The sequence below is a fragment of the Thalassospira sp. MCCC 1A01428 genome (genome assembly GCF_002115825.1).
Lineage (GTDB): Bacteria > Pseudomonadota > Alphaproteobacteria > Rhodospirillales > Thalassospiraceae > Thalassospira.
In genome coordinates, this window is the sequence record NZ_JFJZ01000003.1 from 115922 (window position 1) to 131566 (window position 15645).

Sequence of the window (15645 nt, forward strand, 5' to 3'; positions counted from 1 at the left end):
ACCGGTTTAAAAGTCGCGCCTCTGCGCGCCAGATTGAAATCTTGCCCCCGGCTTTAACCCGGCAAAATAAAGCTGTCGACCACCTTTTTGGTGCCGACCTCGTCGAAATGAATTTCCAGCTTGTTGCCATCAACAGACCGCACGGTTCCGGGGCCAAATTTGCGATGGCGCACCTGATCGCCGACCTTGTATTTCGACGACCCGCCGCGCGATGTAAAAACGGCTTCGCCGTCAGGTTTCACATCAATCACGTTTTTACGCACCCGGTCCTGCCAGCCCGAACTGGCAAATTTACGGTCGGAAAAATCGCGTTTTTGCGACTTGTAACCGCCATTATTATCGCCGTCATTGGCCCAACTGGGCGGCTTCATCCAGTCATCTGCCCCCCAGGCGCCGGGCGAAACATTGCCCTTGCCCTGCGACAGGCCGGTGTCACTGCTACGGTCAATATGGTCGGCTGGCAATTCGTCAACAAAACGCGATGGCAAGGCACTTTGCCACTGGTTATAAATGCGCCGGTTGGCGGCATAACACACCGTGGCGCGCTTACGCGCCCGGGTAATGCCGACATAGGCCAAACGACGCTCTTCTTCCAGCCCCTTAACCCCGCTTTCATCCATGGCGCGCTGATGGGGGAAAACGCCTTCTTCCCAGCCGGGCAAAAAGACATAATCAAATTCCAGCCCTTTGGCCGCGTGCAAGGTCATGATGGTGACCTTTTCGCGGTCATCGGACTGGTCATTTTCCATCACCAGCGACACATGTTCTAAAAATGTGGTCAGGTTTTCAAATTCGCCAATCGCGGAAACCAGTTCTTTCAGGTTTTCCAGGCGGCCTGGTGCATCGATTTCTTTCGATGCCCGCCACATATCTGTATAGCCGCTTTCATCAAGAACAATTTCCAAAACCTCGACATGGCTTTTTTCACCCAAAAGAGCCCGCCAGCGGTCAAAATCGGCCATAAAGCTGGCCAGATCCTTGCGCAGTTTCGGCTTTAATTCTTCGGTGTCGATCAATTCGCGGGTCGCCATAGGCAGCGATACAGATTGATCGCGCGAATATTGATGCAAGGTTTGCAAGGCCACCTTGCCGACCCCGCGTTTGGGCACATTAACAATGCGTTCAAAGGCCAAACTATCATCGGGCTGGGCAATCAGGCGGATATAGGCCAGGGCATCGCGAATTTCCTGGCGTTCATAAAATCGCGCCCCGCCCACAACCCGATAGGGCACGCCAAGCGTTATCAACCGTTCTTCGAATTCACGGGTTTGAAAACCGGCACGCACCAGAATGGCCATTTGCGAGGCCCCGATGCCGCGTGTTTGCAGGGTTTCGATGTCTTCGCCAATCAAGCGGGCTTCGGATTCTCCATCCCATACGCCCTTGACCTGCACTTTTTCGCCGGTATCAATTTCGGTCCAAAGTTCCTTGCCCAAACGGCCGGAATTATGGGCAATCAATTGTGAAGCGGCCGCCAGAATATGCGGAGTAGAACGGTAATTTTGTTCCAGTCGCACCACATGGGCACCGGGAAAATCGGTTTCAAAACGCAGAATATTGCCAACCTCGGCCCCGCGCCAGCTATAGATCGCCTGGTCATCATCGCCAACACAGCAAATATTACGATGCACCATCGCCATGGCGCGCAGCCACAAATATTGGGCTACGTTGGTATCCTGATATTCATCAACCAGAATATAGCGAAATGTTTGCTGATACTGGCGTAACACCTCGGGGTGTTTTTGAAAAATCGTCAGGCAATGCAGCAATAAATCGCCAAAATCGGCGGCGTTCAGAACCGTCAATCGTTGCTGATAAATCCGGTAGAGCTGCTGGGCACGGCCATTGGCAAAATCCATGCCTTCGGTGGCGCGATCCGGCGTCAGCCCTTTGTCCTTCCAGCGCTGAATAATCCCCATCAACTGCTTGGCGGGCCATTTTTTAACGTCGATCTGCTCGGCATCCATGATCTGCTTTAGCAAGCGCACCTGATCGTCGGTATCAAGGATGGTGAAGTTTGATTTCAACCCGACCAGTTCGGCATGGCGACGCAACAACCGGGCCGCCAATGAATGGAACGTGCCCAGCCACCAGCCTTCGACCGGGCGCCCCAGGGTGGCGGCAACCCGTTCCTGCATTTCCCGCGCGGCACGGTTGGTAAAGGTCACGGTCAGAATTTGCTGGGGGTGCAAATATTCCGGCGCGCCGCTTTTGGTTTCCAGCAAATGGGCCAAGCGGGTGGTCAGCACCCGGGTTTTGCCCGTTCCAGCCCCGGCCAGCACCAATAACGGCCCATCCAGCGTCGCAACCGCGTCACGCTGTTCGGTATTCAGGGTGGTCAGGTATCCCGGCTCGGGGCCATCTTCCAGGCGCATATCCGGGGCAGAGCTGTATTCGTCGATTTCAAAGGGATCATCAGTCATGGCGACCTATATAACATGCCTGCGCGTATGAACCAGTGGGCGATTGTATTTTTGACAAACAAATCATGAACACAGAACAGGTTTAAGCGCCTGGACGACACAGGTAAAGCCCTGCCTTGGCACAACACGCCCGGGCGGCAAAATTGGCCTGCCACAGCAAAAACAAAGTGCCGGATTCCGCACAGTATTTGGCGGATTGGTTTTGCAGGCACTGCACCATGCCGCATGTCGGCCCCTGTCGACCATTGGCCCCAAAATTGCTTGAATAATCAATGCCTAACCCAATTGTTACCGGCACCCGGCAAAACATGCCGCCCTTTGGCATGCGGATGTGGAAAACGGTTGGATATGGCAGTGTTTCCCTTGTCAAACGGGAGATTTAAATGACGAGTGGCATAAGTGGTCTTGGACTCGGCGGGCAGATATTCTCCAGCCGCAGTGCAGACAAAACGGCTGCCCTTGGTGCTATCGAAGATATCGCAGGTTTTAGCGCAGGAAGCGCGTCAACCGAGGACACAAAAACAGGCAACAGTACGTCTTTGGACAATCTGTTGAAATATACCCCGCAACTTTCCGACAGCCTTCAGGGCTTTATGGTTGGTTTGCAGGAAACGACCCAAAGTTCGCAATCAAATGGTGCGGTGAAAGCCAGCCAGATGTTTGCCGACCTCGACAGCAATGGTGACGGTGCGCTGAGCAAGGAAGAATTCCTGGCTGGCAAACCCGATGATGTGAGTGACGATCAGGCCGAAAATCTGTGGAACCGGATTTCCGGGGGCAGCAGCGACGCTGTAAGCCAGGATGATTTTGTCACGGCCATGCAGTCGGCTGCCGCAGCGCAGCCCGCCGGTAGTGGCGGTGGTGGATCGAGCGATGATAGCGAACAAAACTATGATGCCCGTGACACCAACAAGGATGGTGTTGTCAGCCTTCAGGAACTGATGGCGGCAAGTTCAGGGGCTGATTCCGTTTCGGATGACGACCTTGCCAACCTGATCAACGCTGACAGTGATGGTTCTGCTGTCAGTAATACCTCAAACACGACCGGCAACCTGTTTGCCAGTACGTTTGGGACCACAGGATCGAATGTGAATTTTGACAATCGCGTTCTGGCACAAATGATGACCGGCAACTCTGCCAGCTATCAGGCCGGTGCGGGTCTTGCCTAGGCAAACGTCATAATACCTGTTGATTTTCATCACAAAGGGCGCGTTTTTCGCGCCCTTTGTGCTTTATAAACCATATTCATACACCACGCCCCCTCAATCGGCGGGGGGCTTCGCAAATGCCCTTGCCTTTTGCGGCACTGGCCGCGCGGCGCCGTTACACCCGTCCACGTATCGATCCGTTCCTCGCATCGACGACCGGTCTTAAAACAGCTTGGGGGGCGCATCCCCACGGTCTTCGCTATGCAATTCCAAAAGACCGCGATTATAGGCCATCATGGCATCCTTTTCATGAACAAAGCCAATCATCAGCCGGTCATCATCACTGGCGACCACCGGCAAATGTTCATCGCCGGTTTGCTCCATTAACCGGATGGCATGTTCGATGCTGTCTTCGCGGCACACCACAGGCGGCTCGACCCGGGCCAGTTGAATTGCGGTTACGTCATCGCCAATATCGGGGTCAAAGGCCGCATGGCGCAAATCGGCCAAAGTAATGGTGCCAACCAGTTTGCCCTCGACATCCAGCACAAACAATTCACCATAGGGCGCATTGATCAGTTTTTCGCGCAATCGGCTAAGGGGTTCATCAGGCAGGACGGTGGCAAACTGCTTTGACATCACATCAACCACCTTAAGACTGCGCAGCAAATTAACCTCGCGGCCCCAACGATGGCTTAACCCGCGCTGGCGCAATTGCCAGCCAAAAAACGACCCGCCCTGGGCATGATCTGCAATCATGGAGGCAATCACCGATGCCACCATGACGGCAATGGTCAGTTCATAATCGCCGGTCAGTTCGAAAATGATCAGGGTTGTTGAAATCGGCGCACCCAGCATGGCCGCGGCCACCGCCCCCATCCCCACCAGGGTATAGGCCCCGTGCCCCGATGAAAGATGCGGCAACAGAGCCGTGGCGGTAAGGCCGAACGCCCCGCCCAGCATGGCCCCTAAAAACAAAGCCGGGCTAAACACCCCGCCACCAAAGCCCAGACCAAGGCACAGCACAACCAGCACCGCCTTGACCACCAAAAGCTGGCTTAACAGCGACCAGGAATAGACTTCATAAAGGGCGTCGTTAATCGCACCATAACCAACACCGACAATTTGCGGATACCCCACCGCCATTACCCCCACCGCCAGCCCCGCCAGTGCCGGTCGCGCCCACAATGGAAGCCTGGTTGAACCAATAAACTTTTGCGTAAGCCCGACAGAGCGCACAACCAGAATGCTGAGAATACCGGCACACACACCAAGCAATGCAAAGGCAGGAAATTCCAGAAAGGATGCTATTTCGTGGGCCGGGATCAGAAATGAAACATCATGACCAAAATACAGCCGGGTTAAAATGGTGCCACTCACCGATGCCAGCACAATTGGCGCAAAAGCCGTCAGCGCATAATGGCCCAATGCCACTTCGTGCGCAAAAAGGGCACCGGCCAGCGGCGCATTAAACGATGCGGCCACCGCCGATGCCACCCCGCAGCCCAGCAAGGTACGTGCGGCACTGCGGCGCAAATGCAAAACCCGGGTTAGCCACGATCCTATCGTTGCGCCCATATGCACAACCGGCCCTTCCCGGCCCAATGATGCGCCACAGCCCAGCGACACAACATTAACCAGTGCCGCCTTAAGGCCACCGGTAACCGACATGCGGCCATCATGAAAGGCTGCGGCATCGATCACGTCGGCCACGCCCAGCACCCGGCGTTCGGGCATAAACCTATAAACAAACAGCCCGATCACCAGTCCGCCCAGTGTTGGCACCACAATCAAATGCCAGGCAGGAAGGTTTTGCAAAAAATAATGCACCGCCTCGTCGGACGAACCAAAACCCAGTTTCTGGATAAAAAGCAGGGCTTCGCGAAATACAATTGCCACGGCCCCCACCAGGGACCCCACCACCAGCGCAAGCAGCGACAAAATCAGCTGTTCGCCTTTTAACGCCCGGCGCAAACCCGTAAAAATGCGCCGATTTCGCAACCTGATATTTGCCAATATCCTGTGTCCCTGCCCCGCTTTTGATGTGGCTTGTCATTTTCGCCCATCACAACCCCGGCGATTATATCGCACCCCGCCATTATTATGGTCAAACCTTCAATCATCTTTTCAACCACCGCTCAATGCAGGTGGCGGGCTTTTTCGGCCTTTTTGCCCTCTGCTGACATGTCATGGCGTAAATTAAAAAAACGATCATTGATCTTTGGCGCTGCGATGCCCCATTCTTACAACCAAATCAGATGCATATAATATGCACCCTATAATTCGTTTCAGGACATTTAATTAATGACCAGCAGTCAACCGGCGGACACGTCTTTGTCCCGGCCCATACCGCCTTTTGCCGAATTTGTCGCCCTTATGGCCCTGACCATGGGCATGGTGGCCCTTTCGATTGATAACCTGTTACCGGCCTTTGGCCCGATTGCCCGTGATTATAGCCTGACCGATCCCAATGAAATCCAGTTGCTGGTTTTCATTTTCATGGTCGGCTTTGCCCTGATGCAAATTGTTTATGGACCGCTGGCCGATGTCTATGGCCGCAAACGCACCCTGATGATGGGCCTGGTCATTTATACCATCGGCACCGTCATGGCATTTTTTGCCGACAGCTTTGAACATTTGCTGATTGCCCGTTTTGTTCAGGGGCTGGGGGGCGGCGGCCCCGCGCGTTCTGACCCTGACCATCATTCGCGACTGTTTTAATGGTCGCGATATGGCGCGCGTGATGTCGCTGGTGATGATGGTGTTTATTATTGTGCCGGTCTTTGCCCCGGCCAGTGGCGGGTTGATCCTGTCGTTTGGCAGCTGGCATCTTATTTTCGGCTTCATGCTGCTTCTCGCCGTCGTGGTCGCCCTTTGGTACAAGCTGCGCATGCCCGAAACCCTGCACCCGGAATACCGGCATAAACTATCGATCCGGCGCATTTTTCGCGATTTTGGCGTTACCGCCACCACCCGCCAGACAGTGGGCTATGCCAGTGCGATGGGCCTGTGTTTTGGCTGTCTGATGTCCTATATCGGATCGGCAGAACAAATATTCGATTCATCGATCTATGGGCTGGGCACCATGTTTCCGGTGGTTTTTGGCCTGATTGCGGCCGCCATGAGTGTCGCATCCCTGGTCAATGCCCGGCTGGTACGCAAAATCGGCATGCATAAATTATCGCATTTTGGCCTGTGCGTTTTCATTGCCATCAGCGCGGTTAACCTGGTTGTCGCATTGTCCTATGATGGTGTGCCACCGCTTTGGCTGTTTGGTGTCGGCCTGACGATTGCGCATTTTGCCTTCATGCTGACCATGCCGAATTTTAACTCGCTGGCGATGGAACCGGTTGGTGCCATTGCGGGTACGGCATCGTCACTGATCGGGTTTTATACCACCCTGATCGGGGTTATTTGCGGCACGATAGTCGGGCAAAACTTTAACGGTACCGTTATTCCGCTGGTGGGCGGTTATCTGACACTGGGCGTTGTTTGCCTGATCATTGTGCTGACAACCGAGCGGGGCAAACTGTTTCATGCGACCCACGGGTCGTAAATACCCCAACAGTTGGCAATATCCACCCCAAACATATGAAATCCCCCGCCAGAAATATCTGACGGGGGATTAATTTTGCGCACCAAACCAGAAACCGGTATTGCCAAAAAAGCAGGATCACCCCCGCAGCGGGCGCGGATCATAGTTCAGGTTCGGGGCCAGCCAACGTTCGGCAACGGCGAGGTCCATGCCTTTACGATTGGCATAGTCTTCGACCTGATCGCGTTCAATTTTACCAAGGCCAAAATATTTGGCATCGGGGTTGGCGAAATAAAAACCGCTGACCGAAGCCGTTGGCGTCATGGCAAAGCTTTCGGTTAGTGAAACACCGGTGTTTTCTTCGGCATTCAGCAACTTCCAAAGCGTGCCTTTTTCGGTATGATCCGGGCAGGCCGGATAACCCGGTGCCGGGCGTATGCCCTGATATTTTTCACCAATCAAATCGTCATTGGTAAGGTCTTCGTCACGGGCATAAGCCCAAATCTCGCGACGGACCTTTTCATGCATGGTTTCGGCAAAGGCTTCGGCAAACCGGTCCCCCAACGCCTTGACCAGAATGGCGTTATAATCGTCATTCTCGGCTTCGAGACGCTTGGCAATGGTTTCCACTTCCGGCCCGGCGGTAACGGCAAAGGCACCGATATAGTCGGTTTTACCGCTTTCTTTGGGCGCGATATAATCGGCAAGGGCGCGATTGGGGCGCTTGTTGTTTTCGCGAAACATTTGCTGACGCAAGGTATGAATAACCACCGGTTCGTTGCCATCAGGGGCCGGAGTAATTTCAATATCGTCCCCAACACTGTTGGCTGGCCAAATGCCAACCACGGCGCGCGGCGTAAACCATTTTTCTTCGACAATGCGTTTTAACATCGCCTGGGCATCGGCAAACAGGTTACGTGCCGTTTCACCGACAACTTCGTCATCAAGAATGGCCGGGAAACGACCATGCAATTCCCAGGTTTCAAAAAACGGTTTCCAGTCAAACCGGGCCAGCAAATCTGCCAGGTCAAAGTCGTCAAACACCGTCAAGCCCGGTTTCGCCGGGGCAACTGGTGTATAATTTTCCCAGTCAAGCTGCGCCTTGTTCGCACGGGCATCGGTCAGGGCAAAGCGTTTTTTCTGTAATTGCTGGGCGGCATGGCGTTCGGCCATTGCCACATATTCATCGTGCAATTCCTTGACAAACACATCGCGGCGGGTTTCAGACACCAGATTGCTGGCAACCCCCACCGCGCGCGACGCATCAATAACGTAAACCACCGCCTTGTTATAATTTGGCGCGATTTTAACCGCTGTATGCACCTTTGACGTGGTCGCCCCGCCAATCAGCAACGGAATATTCAACCCTTCGCGCTGCATCTCGGCCGCAACATAGGTCATTTCTTCCAGCGACGGCGTAATCAGGCCGGAAAGGCCGATAATATCGACTTTTTCCGCCTTTGCCGTTTCAATGATTTTTTGCGTTGGCACCATCACGCCAAGGTCCAGCACCTCGAAATTGTTACATTGCAGAACAACGCCGACAATGTTTTTACCAATATCGTGAACATCACCCTTAACGGTAGCAAGCAGGATTTTACCGTTGGTTTCGCGCTTGCCCTGCTTTTCTTCCTCGATAAACGGGATCAGATAGGCAACGGCCTTTTTCATCACCCGGGCCGATTTCACCACCTGGGGCAAAAACATTTTACCGGCGCCAAACAGGTCGCCCACAATGTTCATACCATCCATCAGTGGCCCTTCAATTACATGAAGGGGTTTGTCGGCCTGCAGCCGGGCTTCTTCGGTATCTTCTTCAACAAATTCGGTAATGCCGTTAATCAGGGCATGGGCCAGGCGCTCGTTAACCGGCTTTTTGCGCCATTCCTGGTCAACTTTCTTTTCCGGGCCGCCGGTCCCCTTGTATTTATCGGCAATTTCCAGCAACCGGTCGGTCGCATCGGACCGGCGGTTCAAAATCACATCTTCGACACGTTCGCGCAGTTCCGCCGGGATTTCTTCGTAAACCACCAGCTGGCCGGCATTCACAATCCCCATATCCATGCCGGCTTTGACGGCGTGGTATAAAAACACCGAATGCATGGCTTCGCGGACCGGGTTATTCCCCCGGAACGAAAAGGACACGTTGGAAACACCGCCGGAAATTTTGGCGTAAGGCAGGCGTTCCTTGATCAGCTTGCAGGCTTCGATAAAATCGACCGCGTAATTGTCGTGCTCCTCGATCCCGGTGGCGACGGCAAAAATATTGGGATCGAAAATAATGTCTTCCGGCGGGAAACCCACCTGGTCAACCAACACGCGATAGCTGCGTTCGCAAATTTCGATTTTGCGCTTTACCGTATCGGCCTGGCCTTTTTCATCAAACGCCATCACCACCACAGCGGCCCCGTAACGGCGCAACAGGTTGGCCTGACGAATAAACGGTTCGTCGCCTTCCTTAAGGCTGATCGAATTGACGATACCCTTGCCTTGCAGGCATTTCAAACCGGCTTCAATCACGTTCCATTTGGAACTGTCCACCATGATCGGCACACGGGCAATGTCGGGTTCGGCTGCGACCAGATTGATGAAATTAACCATCGCCGTTTCGGCATCCAGCATCGCATCATCCATGTTGATGTCGATGATCTGGGCACCGTTTTCGACCTGCTCGCGGGCAACATCAAGGGCTGCTTCGTAGTTTTCCTCGACGATCAGCTTTTTGAATTTTATCGAACCTGCGACGTTGGTACGCTCGCCGATATTGATGAATCTGGATATTTGGGTCATCGTTTTTTCGATCTCTCTCGGCTTACTTAGGCGGCATCAAACGGTTCAAGCCCGGACAAACGCATTTTCGGCGTCAATTTAGGGGCCTTACGCGGCGCACAGCCCTTAACGGCATCCGTAATCGCCCGGATATGAGGCGGCGTTGTTCCACAGCAGCCCCCCAGCAGGTTGATCAGGCCGCTTTCGGCCCATTCGCGCACCAGGGCCGCCATTTCGCTGTCGGTCTGGTCATATTCGCCAAATTCGTTGGGCAGGCCCGCATTGGGATAAACCGAAACACGGCATTCGGCAACACGTGAAAGTTCAACCACATACGGGCGAAGCTGGGCTGCACCCAATGCGCAATTAAGACCAATGGAAAACGGCTTGGCATGGCGGACCGAATTATAAAAGGCTTCGGTGGTTTGGCCCGAAAGGGTTCGGCCCGACGCATCGGTGATGGTCCCCGAAATCATGATCGGCACATCTTCACCACGTTCTTCCAGAACTTCGGATATGGCAAACAGGGCCGCCTTGGCATTTAACGTATCAAAAATGGTTTCCACCAGCAGCGTATCCGCCCCGCCGTCCAGCAAGCCATTGGCAGCTTCCTTATAGGCCGTGCAAAGCTGGTCAAAGGTCACACCGCGATAACCGGGGTTGTTGACATCTGGCGAAATCGATGCGGTACGGTTGGTCGGCCCGATAGCACCATTGACAAAACGCACATCACCGGGGTGGGCAGCTTCCCATTCATCACAGGCCTGGCGCGCCAGTTTGGCACTTTCGTAATTGATTTCATATGCCAGGCTTTCCATGCCGTAATCGGCCTGGGCAATGGTGGTGGCACTAAAGGTATTGGTGCCATTCAAATCGGCCCCGGCCGCTATATATTGCAGATGGATATCCTTGATGATGTCCGGGCGGGTCAGCGACAAAAGGTCGTTATTGCCTTTAATGTCCTGTTTCCAGTTGGCAAACCGTTCGCCACGATAATCTTCTTCTTCGAGTTTGTGTTTCTGGATCATGGTGCCCATTGCGCCATCCAGAATCAGGATCTGTTTTTCGGCGCGCTGTTTAAGCAGGGCAATACGTTGCTTGCGATCAGTCATGATGTTTATCCTGTTCCTAAAGGCCTGGTTTCTCGCGGCGCGACAAGCACCTTATATCGGATCGTTAGGCAATGGCGGCAACCGGTGTTGCTCGGATACCCAACGCATGGCAAATGGCATAGGTCAGTTCGGCGCGGTTCAGGGTGTAAAAATGGAAATCGGTTACCCCTTCGGCCATCAGGCCCTGAACCTGGGAAATGGATTCGTGAAACGCCACCATACGGCGGGTGTCGGGGTCTTCATCCAGCCCGTCAAAGCTGTGATGCAGGCGCTGTGGCACATTTGCCCCGCACATCCCGGCAAATTTCAGCAACGCGCCAAAATTGGTAACCGGCAAAATACCCGGCACGATGGGGGCGGTAATACCGGCCTTGTCGCATTTGTCGCGAAAGCGCAAAAACACGTCGTTGTCAAAAAAGAACTGGGTAATGGCCCGGTCGGCCCCGGCATCAAACTTGCGTTTCAGATAATCAATTTCAAAATCGGCATTCGGTGCATCGGGGTGGGTTTCGGGATAGGCCGATACCGAAATATCAAAATCCTCGATCTTTTTCAGCCCCGCAACCAGATCAACGGCATAGTCATACCCGCCCGGGGTTGGCACATAGGTATCACCGGCATCGGGCAAATCGCCGCGCAGGGCCACAATGGAACGAATACCTTCATTCCAATAGGTGTGCGCAATACGTTCAATTTCATCGCGGGTATGACCAACACAGGTTAAATGGGCGGCGGCCGGAATGCCGGTTTCGCGTTGAATACGGGTGACACTGGCATGGGTGCGGTCCCGGGTGGAGCCACCAGCCCCATACGTTACCGACACAAAAGATGGTGCCAAAGGTGCCAGACGGTGGATCGAACGCCACATGGTTTCTTCCATTTTTTCCGTTTTAGGCGGAAAAAATTCAAAGGAAACCCGCAAATCACGCCCGACAGGGGCGGTTTTTTGTGTGTTCTGGTGTTGAACCGTCATCATCGTCTACCTTGTGTTCTGTCGCCCCTGGCGGGCACTACGCGTTCTTGTTACCGGGTTGGCACCGGTAAATTGGCGCCCATCCCGGAAAATTCCATTCAAGCCATCAGATCGAATAATTTGACTGATGGCAGGTTTCGATTAAATTCGGACTTCATTCTGCGGCCTCGCCCGCTGCATTTTCGCGAGCCTTACCCGTCACAACAGCGGGCTTTTCCGCCCCGGCATGACCACACCACAACCGCACGGTCAGGGGTTTGCCAGGTAAATTCACTACGTTATCCATGTTAAGATGCGATTTTACAAACCAGTCCTTCATCGCCGCATCATCAAAGCCCAAACGGCGATGGGCGTGCTGTTCGCGCAATTCTTCCTGATCATGGGTGGCAAAATCAACCACCAGCAATATCCCCTCCGGTGCCAGCAAACGCGCGGCTTCGGCGATGGCAGTTTCGGGTTTTTCGGCATAGTGCAAAACCTGATGCAATGTAATCACATCAAACGTCCCGTCCGGGTAAGGCAACTGATACATATCAGCCTGGCGCACCAGGCAATTTGCCAGCTCGGCCCGTTGCAGGCGCGCGCGCGCCACGGCCAGCATCTCGCGCGACATATCAACACCAACGCCTTCGGCAGCCGTCTTGCCCAGCAATTCCAGCACCCGCCCGGTGCCAGTGCCAATATCAAGAATGCGTTTCCCCGCAAGGTCGCCCAGTGCCGACAAAAGGGCGGTTTCAACTTCGGCCTCATCAATATGCAAGGACCGAATCGTATCCCAGTCGGCAGCGTTGGCACGGAAATATTCGGTCGCCACCTGTTCGCGCTGCTTTTTCACCTGATCAAGGCGGGTTCGATCCAATGACAGGGTTTCGTCATTTTCGGGCAACAGCCGCAGCACCGGCGTTACCAGTTCCGCCCCCGGACCACTGTGCGGGGTTCGATAAAACACCCATGTACCTTCGCGAAACCGCACCAAAAGCCCGGCTTCACATAATAACTTCAAATGGCGCGAAACCCGCGGCTGGCTTTGGCCTATGATCTGGGTAATTTCGCTAACGGTAAGTTCGCATTCGGCGCAAATGGCCAGCAGCCGCAATCGCGTGGCTTCTGCCGCTGCGCGCAATCCTGCCAATACCTGATCCATAACGCCCTCCTGCTTCCTCATGCAGATATAAAGATATGTTTATGTCTTATCAAGAGATAAATCACCCCTAACCTAAAGAAGTGTGACTTAAATGCCATAGCCCGGAGGATAGTCTGCTACAGTTTTTTTTGATGTATGGTGTTTAAAGGCTCCATATGCTAACCACATGATATACGGGGCATATGCGGTATCGCAGGATGCAGATTTACAGGGGCCGGGGTTGCAAGAGCAACAACCTCGCTTAAATCAGTATCCGGGGATACAGCCGGGGGCCTTCAAATTGGTATTGTAAACCGTTGGCGAAAAGAATGAATCTGAAAAGCATACGGGCACTTTGTGTTGGGGCATCGCTGTCCGTTTTGACGGCGTGCGCGTCCACCCAACCGGCGCAAGACCAGACGGTATTTGATCCGATCGAGCCGGTTAACCGCGTCGTTCATAACCTTAATGGTGCTGTCGATTTCCTGATCCTGTATCCGGCAGCAATGTGGTATGGCGATATTGCACCACAACCTGTTAAAAATTCCGTCCGAAGTTTCGCCAATAACCTTGGCGAACCGATTAATGCTGTTAACGCATTGTTCCAGGGCGACCCGGACCAGGCAGTAGCCTCGTTGCAGCGTTTCATCGTGAACTCGACGATCGGGCTTCTGGGCTTTAACGACGTTGCCACCGAATTTGGCATTCCCTATCGCGACGAAGATTTCGGCCAGACACTGGCCCATTACGGTGTCGGGGCTGGCCCCTATATTGTATTGCCGCTGTTTGGTCCGTCCAACCTGCGCGATACCACAGGCCTTGTCACCGATTACCTGATGAACCCGTTCACCTATGGCGCAGATAACAGCGACAAGATTGCTGTTGGCTATTATGGTGGTATGGTTGGTGGCGCCATTGATTCGCGTTACCGTAACAACGAAAATATCGAACAGCTGAAGCAATCTTCGCTGGATTATTATGCGGCCCTGCGCAGCCTGTACCGTCAACACCGGAACAGCGTTATTCGCAATGGTGGCCCCGTCATGAATGACGATCAAAATAATGCCATGAATGCCTCGTTTGATTTCGATGACTCAGACGCCCCGGCAGGAGACAAATGAAACACATACATGGACGAATTCTGGTCGCTGGCCTGATGATGGCTTCGGCAGCGGTTTGCATTCCTTTTGGGCAAACCGCCCAGGCAACCGCTTCGCAGCCCGCAGGCACCCAGAACATTCTGGAAGTTGCAGCAACCCAGGACCCCAGCGATTTTATTCGCGGGCTGGGTGACGAAGCCATTTCAGAACTGGCAGGCGACAAGGTTGACGATAGCAGCCGTCAGGACCGCTTTATCAACCTGATGGACAAATATTTCAAAATGGACCAGGTGGCCCGTTTTGTCCTTGGCCGTTACTGGCGCAATCTTTCTGAACAGGAACTGGGCGAATTTGCCAGCCTGCTTCAGAAATATCTGGCCCTGAACTATGCCAGCAAGTTTAAGGATTTCGACGGCGAAAAATTTGTCGTTGGCGATTCCAGCCAGAACAAAAAAGACATTTTCGTCAATTCGCAGGTCGTGCGCCCCGACGGGCCGCCCGTCAAAATCGTTTGGCGCCTGCGCGAATTTGACGGCAATCTGCGCATCATAGATGTGTCGATTGAAGGCATTAGCATGGGCATCACCCAACGCGACGAGTTCGCCTCGGTGATCCAGCAAAATGGCGGCAAGGTTCAGGCCCTGACCGACCTTTTAAAAGAAAAGACCGGCAGCAATTAATCCTGTTGCAGGCTGCTTTCGGCCCGCGCGTGATAATTTTCTGTGGTTTCGATCAAAAGGCTCGCCCGCTTTCATGCTGGCGGGCCTTTTTCACAGGCGACGGCTAAAACGTCGTCCGCGCACATTTGACAAGGCACTGGCCGGACGGCAAACTGTGTGGGCAGAAGGCTTAGGTTACTACGAATATTGCGGTTTTAGCTGGCGGTTAATATTCCCATGGCACGGGCATATTTCGACGACAGACGTTGCGCTTCTACAGGGTTTACGGCGCGCAAGGCGTCAAGTTTTGCCATATTGTGGCGCATATCCGCGACTTTAACGATTCTGGCCAAATCATTTTTCTGCACACGCGGCAAATAATCATCGAAATAATCTTCACCCTTGCGCCGCGTCATTCCTTCAACCCCGCCGCGGATAGTCGAACCAAACGTTTCTTCAATCTGCTCAAGCGTAACAGAAGTATCCTCAACAATATCATGAAGCCACGCAACGATTTCAGCTTCTGTTCCATGGCTGCTGGCGCGTTTTGCCACATCAGAAACATGGTCGATATAAGCGCGCCCCAGTTTGTCGACCTGCCCTTCATGGTGGCGTATCGCCCATTCCCGCGCCACTGCGACCAGATTATCGGCCGAAAGCATATTTAGCCTCCTTTCCACAAAAAGATATTTCCGTGCGGCCCTTGATACCAAAGCACGTTGATCAAAACCGATCAACGTGGCCCTCGTTCGGCACGCGGTACCGGTATGCCCGATATCTCAACAAGTTATTGGCTTAGAATA

At 53.6% G+C, this 15645-nt stretch carries 12 protein-coding genes; 5 read left to right on the plus strand and 7 right to left on the minus strand.

All coding sequences use genetic code 11. The features are described 5' to 3' along the window. Positions 1-53: 53 nt before the first annotated feature. Entirely contained in the window at positions 54-2423 is a 2370-nt protein-coding gene (locus tag THS27_RS03530) for an ATP-dependent helicase (protein ID WP_085587931.1), read from the minus strand. A 383-nt stretch (positions 2424-2806) separates the two neighbouring features. On the opposite strand from THS27_RS03530, the gene THS27_RS26850 reads away from it, so the two are divergent. Further along, on the plus strand, positions 2807-3592 hold the full coding sequence (locus THS27_RS26850; protein WP_085587935.1) for an EF-hand domain-containing protein: 786 nt from the start codon (positions 2807-2809) through the stop codon (positions 3590-3592). 201 nt (positions 3593-3793) lie between these two features. On the opposite strand, the gene THS27_RS03545 is transcribed toward THS27_RS26850, so the two are convergent. After that, positions 3794-5587, minus strand: coding sequence for a chloride channel protein (locus THS27_RS03545; protein WP_085587937.1), 1794 nt, complete (start codon positions 5585-5587; stop codon positions 3794-3796). Positions 5588-5875: 288 nt separating this feature from the next. Between THS27_RS03545 and THS27_RS27555 the strand changes: the two genes are divergently transcribed. Together THS27_RS27555 and THS27_RS03550 are read left to right on the plus strand one after the other, a co-directional pair. Next, entirely contained in the window at positions 5876-6292 is a 417-nt protein-coding gene (locus THS27_RS27555; protein ID WP_256376735.1) for an MFS transporter, read from the plus strand. Then, positions 6225-7127 (plus strand): MFS transporter, encoded by a 903-nt coding sequence (locus tag THS27_RS03550; protein ID WP_256376737.1) that lies wholly within the window; start codon positions 6225-6227, stop codon positions 7125-7127. The genes THS27_RS27555 and THS27_RS03550 overlap by 68 nt, the downstream gene beginning before the upstream one ends. A gap of 117 nt (positions 7128-7244) precedes the next feature. Here the strand turns inward: THS27_RS03550 and metH are convergent, their stop codons facing one another. From metH to THS27_RS03570, 4 genes are all read right to left on the minus strand, one after another. Then, complete coding sequence (metH, locus tag THS27_RS03555) at positions 7245-9896, minus strand: methionine synthase (RefSeq protein WP_085587939.1); 2652 nt, start codon at positions 9894-9896, stop codon at positions 7245-7247. Between the two features lie 26 nt (positions 9897-9922). Further along, positions 9923-10987, minus strand: coding sequence for a homocysteine S-methyltransferase family protein (locus THS27_RS03560; RefSeq protein ID WP_085587941.1), 1065 nt, complete (start codon positions 10985-10987; stop codon positions 9923-9925). Between the two features lie 64 nt (positions 10988-11051). Continuing rightward, positions 11052-11963: a methylenetetrahydrofolate reductase gene (metF, locus tag THS27_RS03565; RefSeq protein ID WP_371455036.1), complete on the minus strand. Its 912-nt coding sequence runs from the start codon at positions 11961-11963 to the stop codon at positions 11052-11054. Between the two features lie 151 nt (positions 11964-12114). Next, positions 12115-13104, minus strand: a complete 990-nt coding sequence (locus tag THS27_RS03570) for a metalloregulator ArsR/SmtB family transcription factor (RefSeq protein ID WP_085587945.1) — start codon at positions 13102-13104, stop codon at positions 12115-12117. Positions 13105-13412: 308 nt separating this feature from the next. Between THS27_RS03570 and THS27_RS03575 the strand changes: the two genes are divergently transcribed. After that, positions 13413-14204 (plus strand): VacJ family lipoprotein, encoded by a 792-nt coding sequence (locus tag THS27_RS03575; protein WP_085587947.1) that lies wholly within the window; start codon positions 13413-13415, stop codon positions 14202-14204. Then, positions 14201-14863 (plus strand): phospholipid-binding protein MlaC, encoded by a 663-nt coding sequence (locus THS27_RS03580; protein ID WP_246832825.1) that lies wholly within the window; start codon positions 14201-14203, stop codon positions 14861-14863. The genes THS27_RS03575 and THS27_RS03580 overlap by 4 nt, the downstream gene beginning before the upstream one ends. Before the next feature lie 194 nt (positions 14864-15057). Here THS27_RS03580 and THS27_RS03585 read toward each other — a convergent pair whose 3' ends face one another. Continuing rightward, positions 15058-15504, minus strand: coding sequence for an HD domain-containing protein (locus THS27_RS03585; protein WP_085587949.1), 447 nt, complete (start codon positions 15502-15504; stop codon positions 15058-15060). Positions 15505-15645: the final 141 nt, after the last annotated feature.

What these genes read in the sequence shown, in the direction of transcription:
- THS27_RS03575 (WP_085587947.1), top strand. Translation starts at nt 13,413, where the DNA reads ATGAATCTGAAAAGCATACGGGCACTTTGTGTTGGGGCATCGCTGTCC.
- metF (WP_371455036.1), bottom strand. Translation starts at nt 11,963, where the DNA reads ATGATGACGGTTCAACACCAGAACACACAAAAAACCGCCCCTGTCGGG.
- THS27_RS27555 (WP_256376735.1), top strand. Translation starts at nt 5,876, where the DNA reads ATGACCAGCAGTCAACCGGCGGACACGTCTTTGTCCCGGCCCATACCG.
- THS27_RS03580 (WP_246832825.1), top strand. Translation starts at nt 14,201, where the DNA reads ATGAAACACATACATGGACGAATTCTGGTCGCTGGCCTGATGATGGCT.
- THS27_RS03570 (WP_085587945.1), bottom strand. Translation starts at nt 13,104, where the DNA reads ATGGATCAGGTATTGGCAGGATTGCGCGCAGCGGCAGAAGCCACGCGA.
- THS27_RS03560 (WP_085587941.1), bottom strand. Translation starts at nt 10,987, where the DNA reads ATGACTGATCGCAAGCAACGTATTGCCCTGCTTAAACAGCGCGCCGAA.
- THS27_RS26850 (WP_085587935.1), top strand. Translation starts at nt 2,807, where the DNA reads ATGACGAGTGGCATAAGTGGTCTTGGACTCGGCGGGCAGATATTCTCC.
- metH (WP_085587939.1), bottom strand. Translation starts at nt 9,896, where the DNA reads ATGACCCAAATATCCAGATTCATCAATATCGGCGAGCGTACCAACGTC.
- THS27_RS03585 (WP_085587949.1), bottom strand. Translation starts at nt 15,504, where the DNA reads ATGCTTTCGGCCGATAATCTGGTCGCAGTGGCGCGGGAATGGGCGATA.
- THS27_RS03530 (WP_085587931.1), bottom strand. Translation starts at nt 2,423, where the DNA reads ATGACTGATGATCCCTTTGAAATCGACGAATACAGCTCTGCCCCGGAT.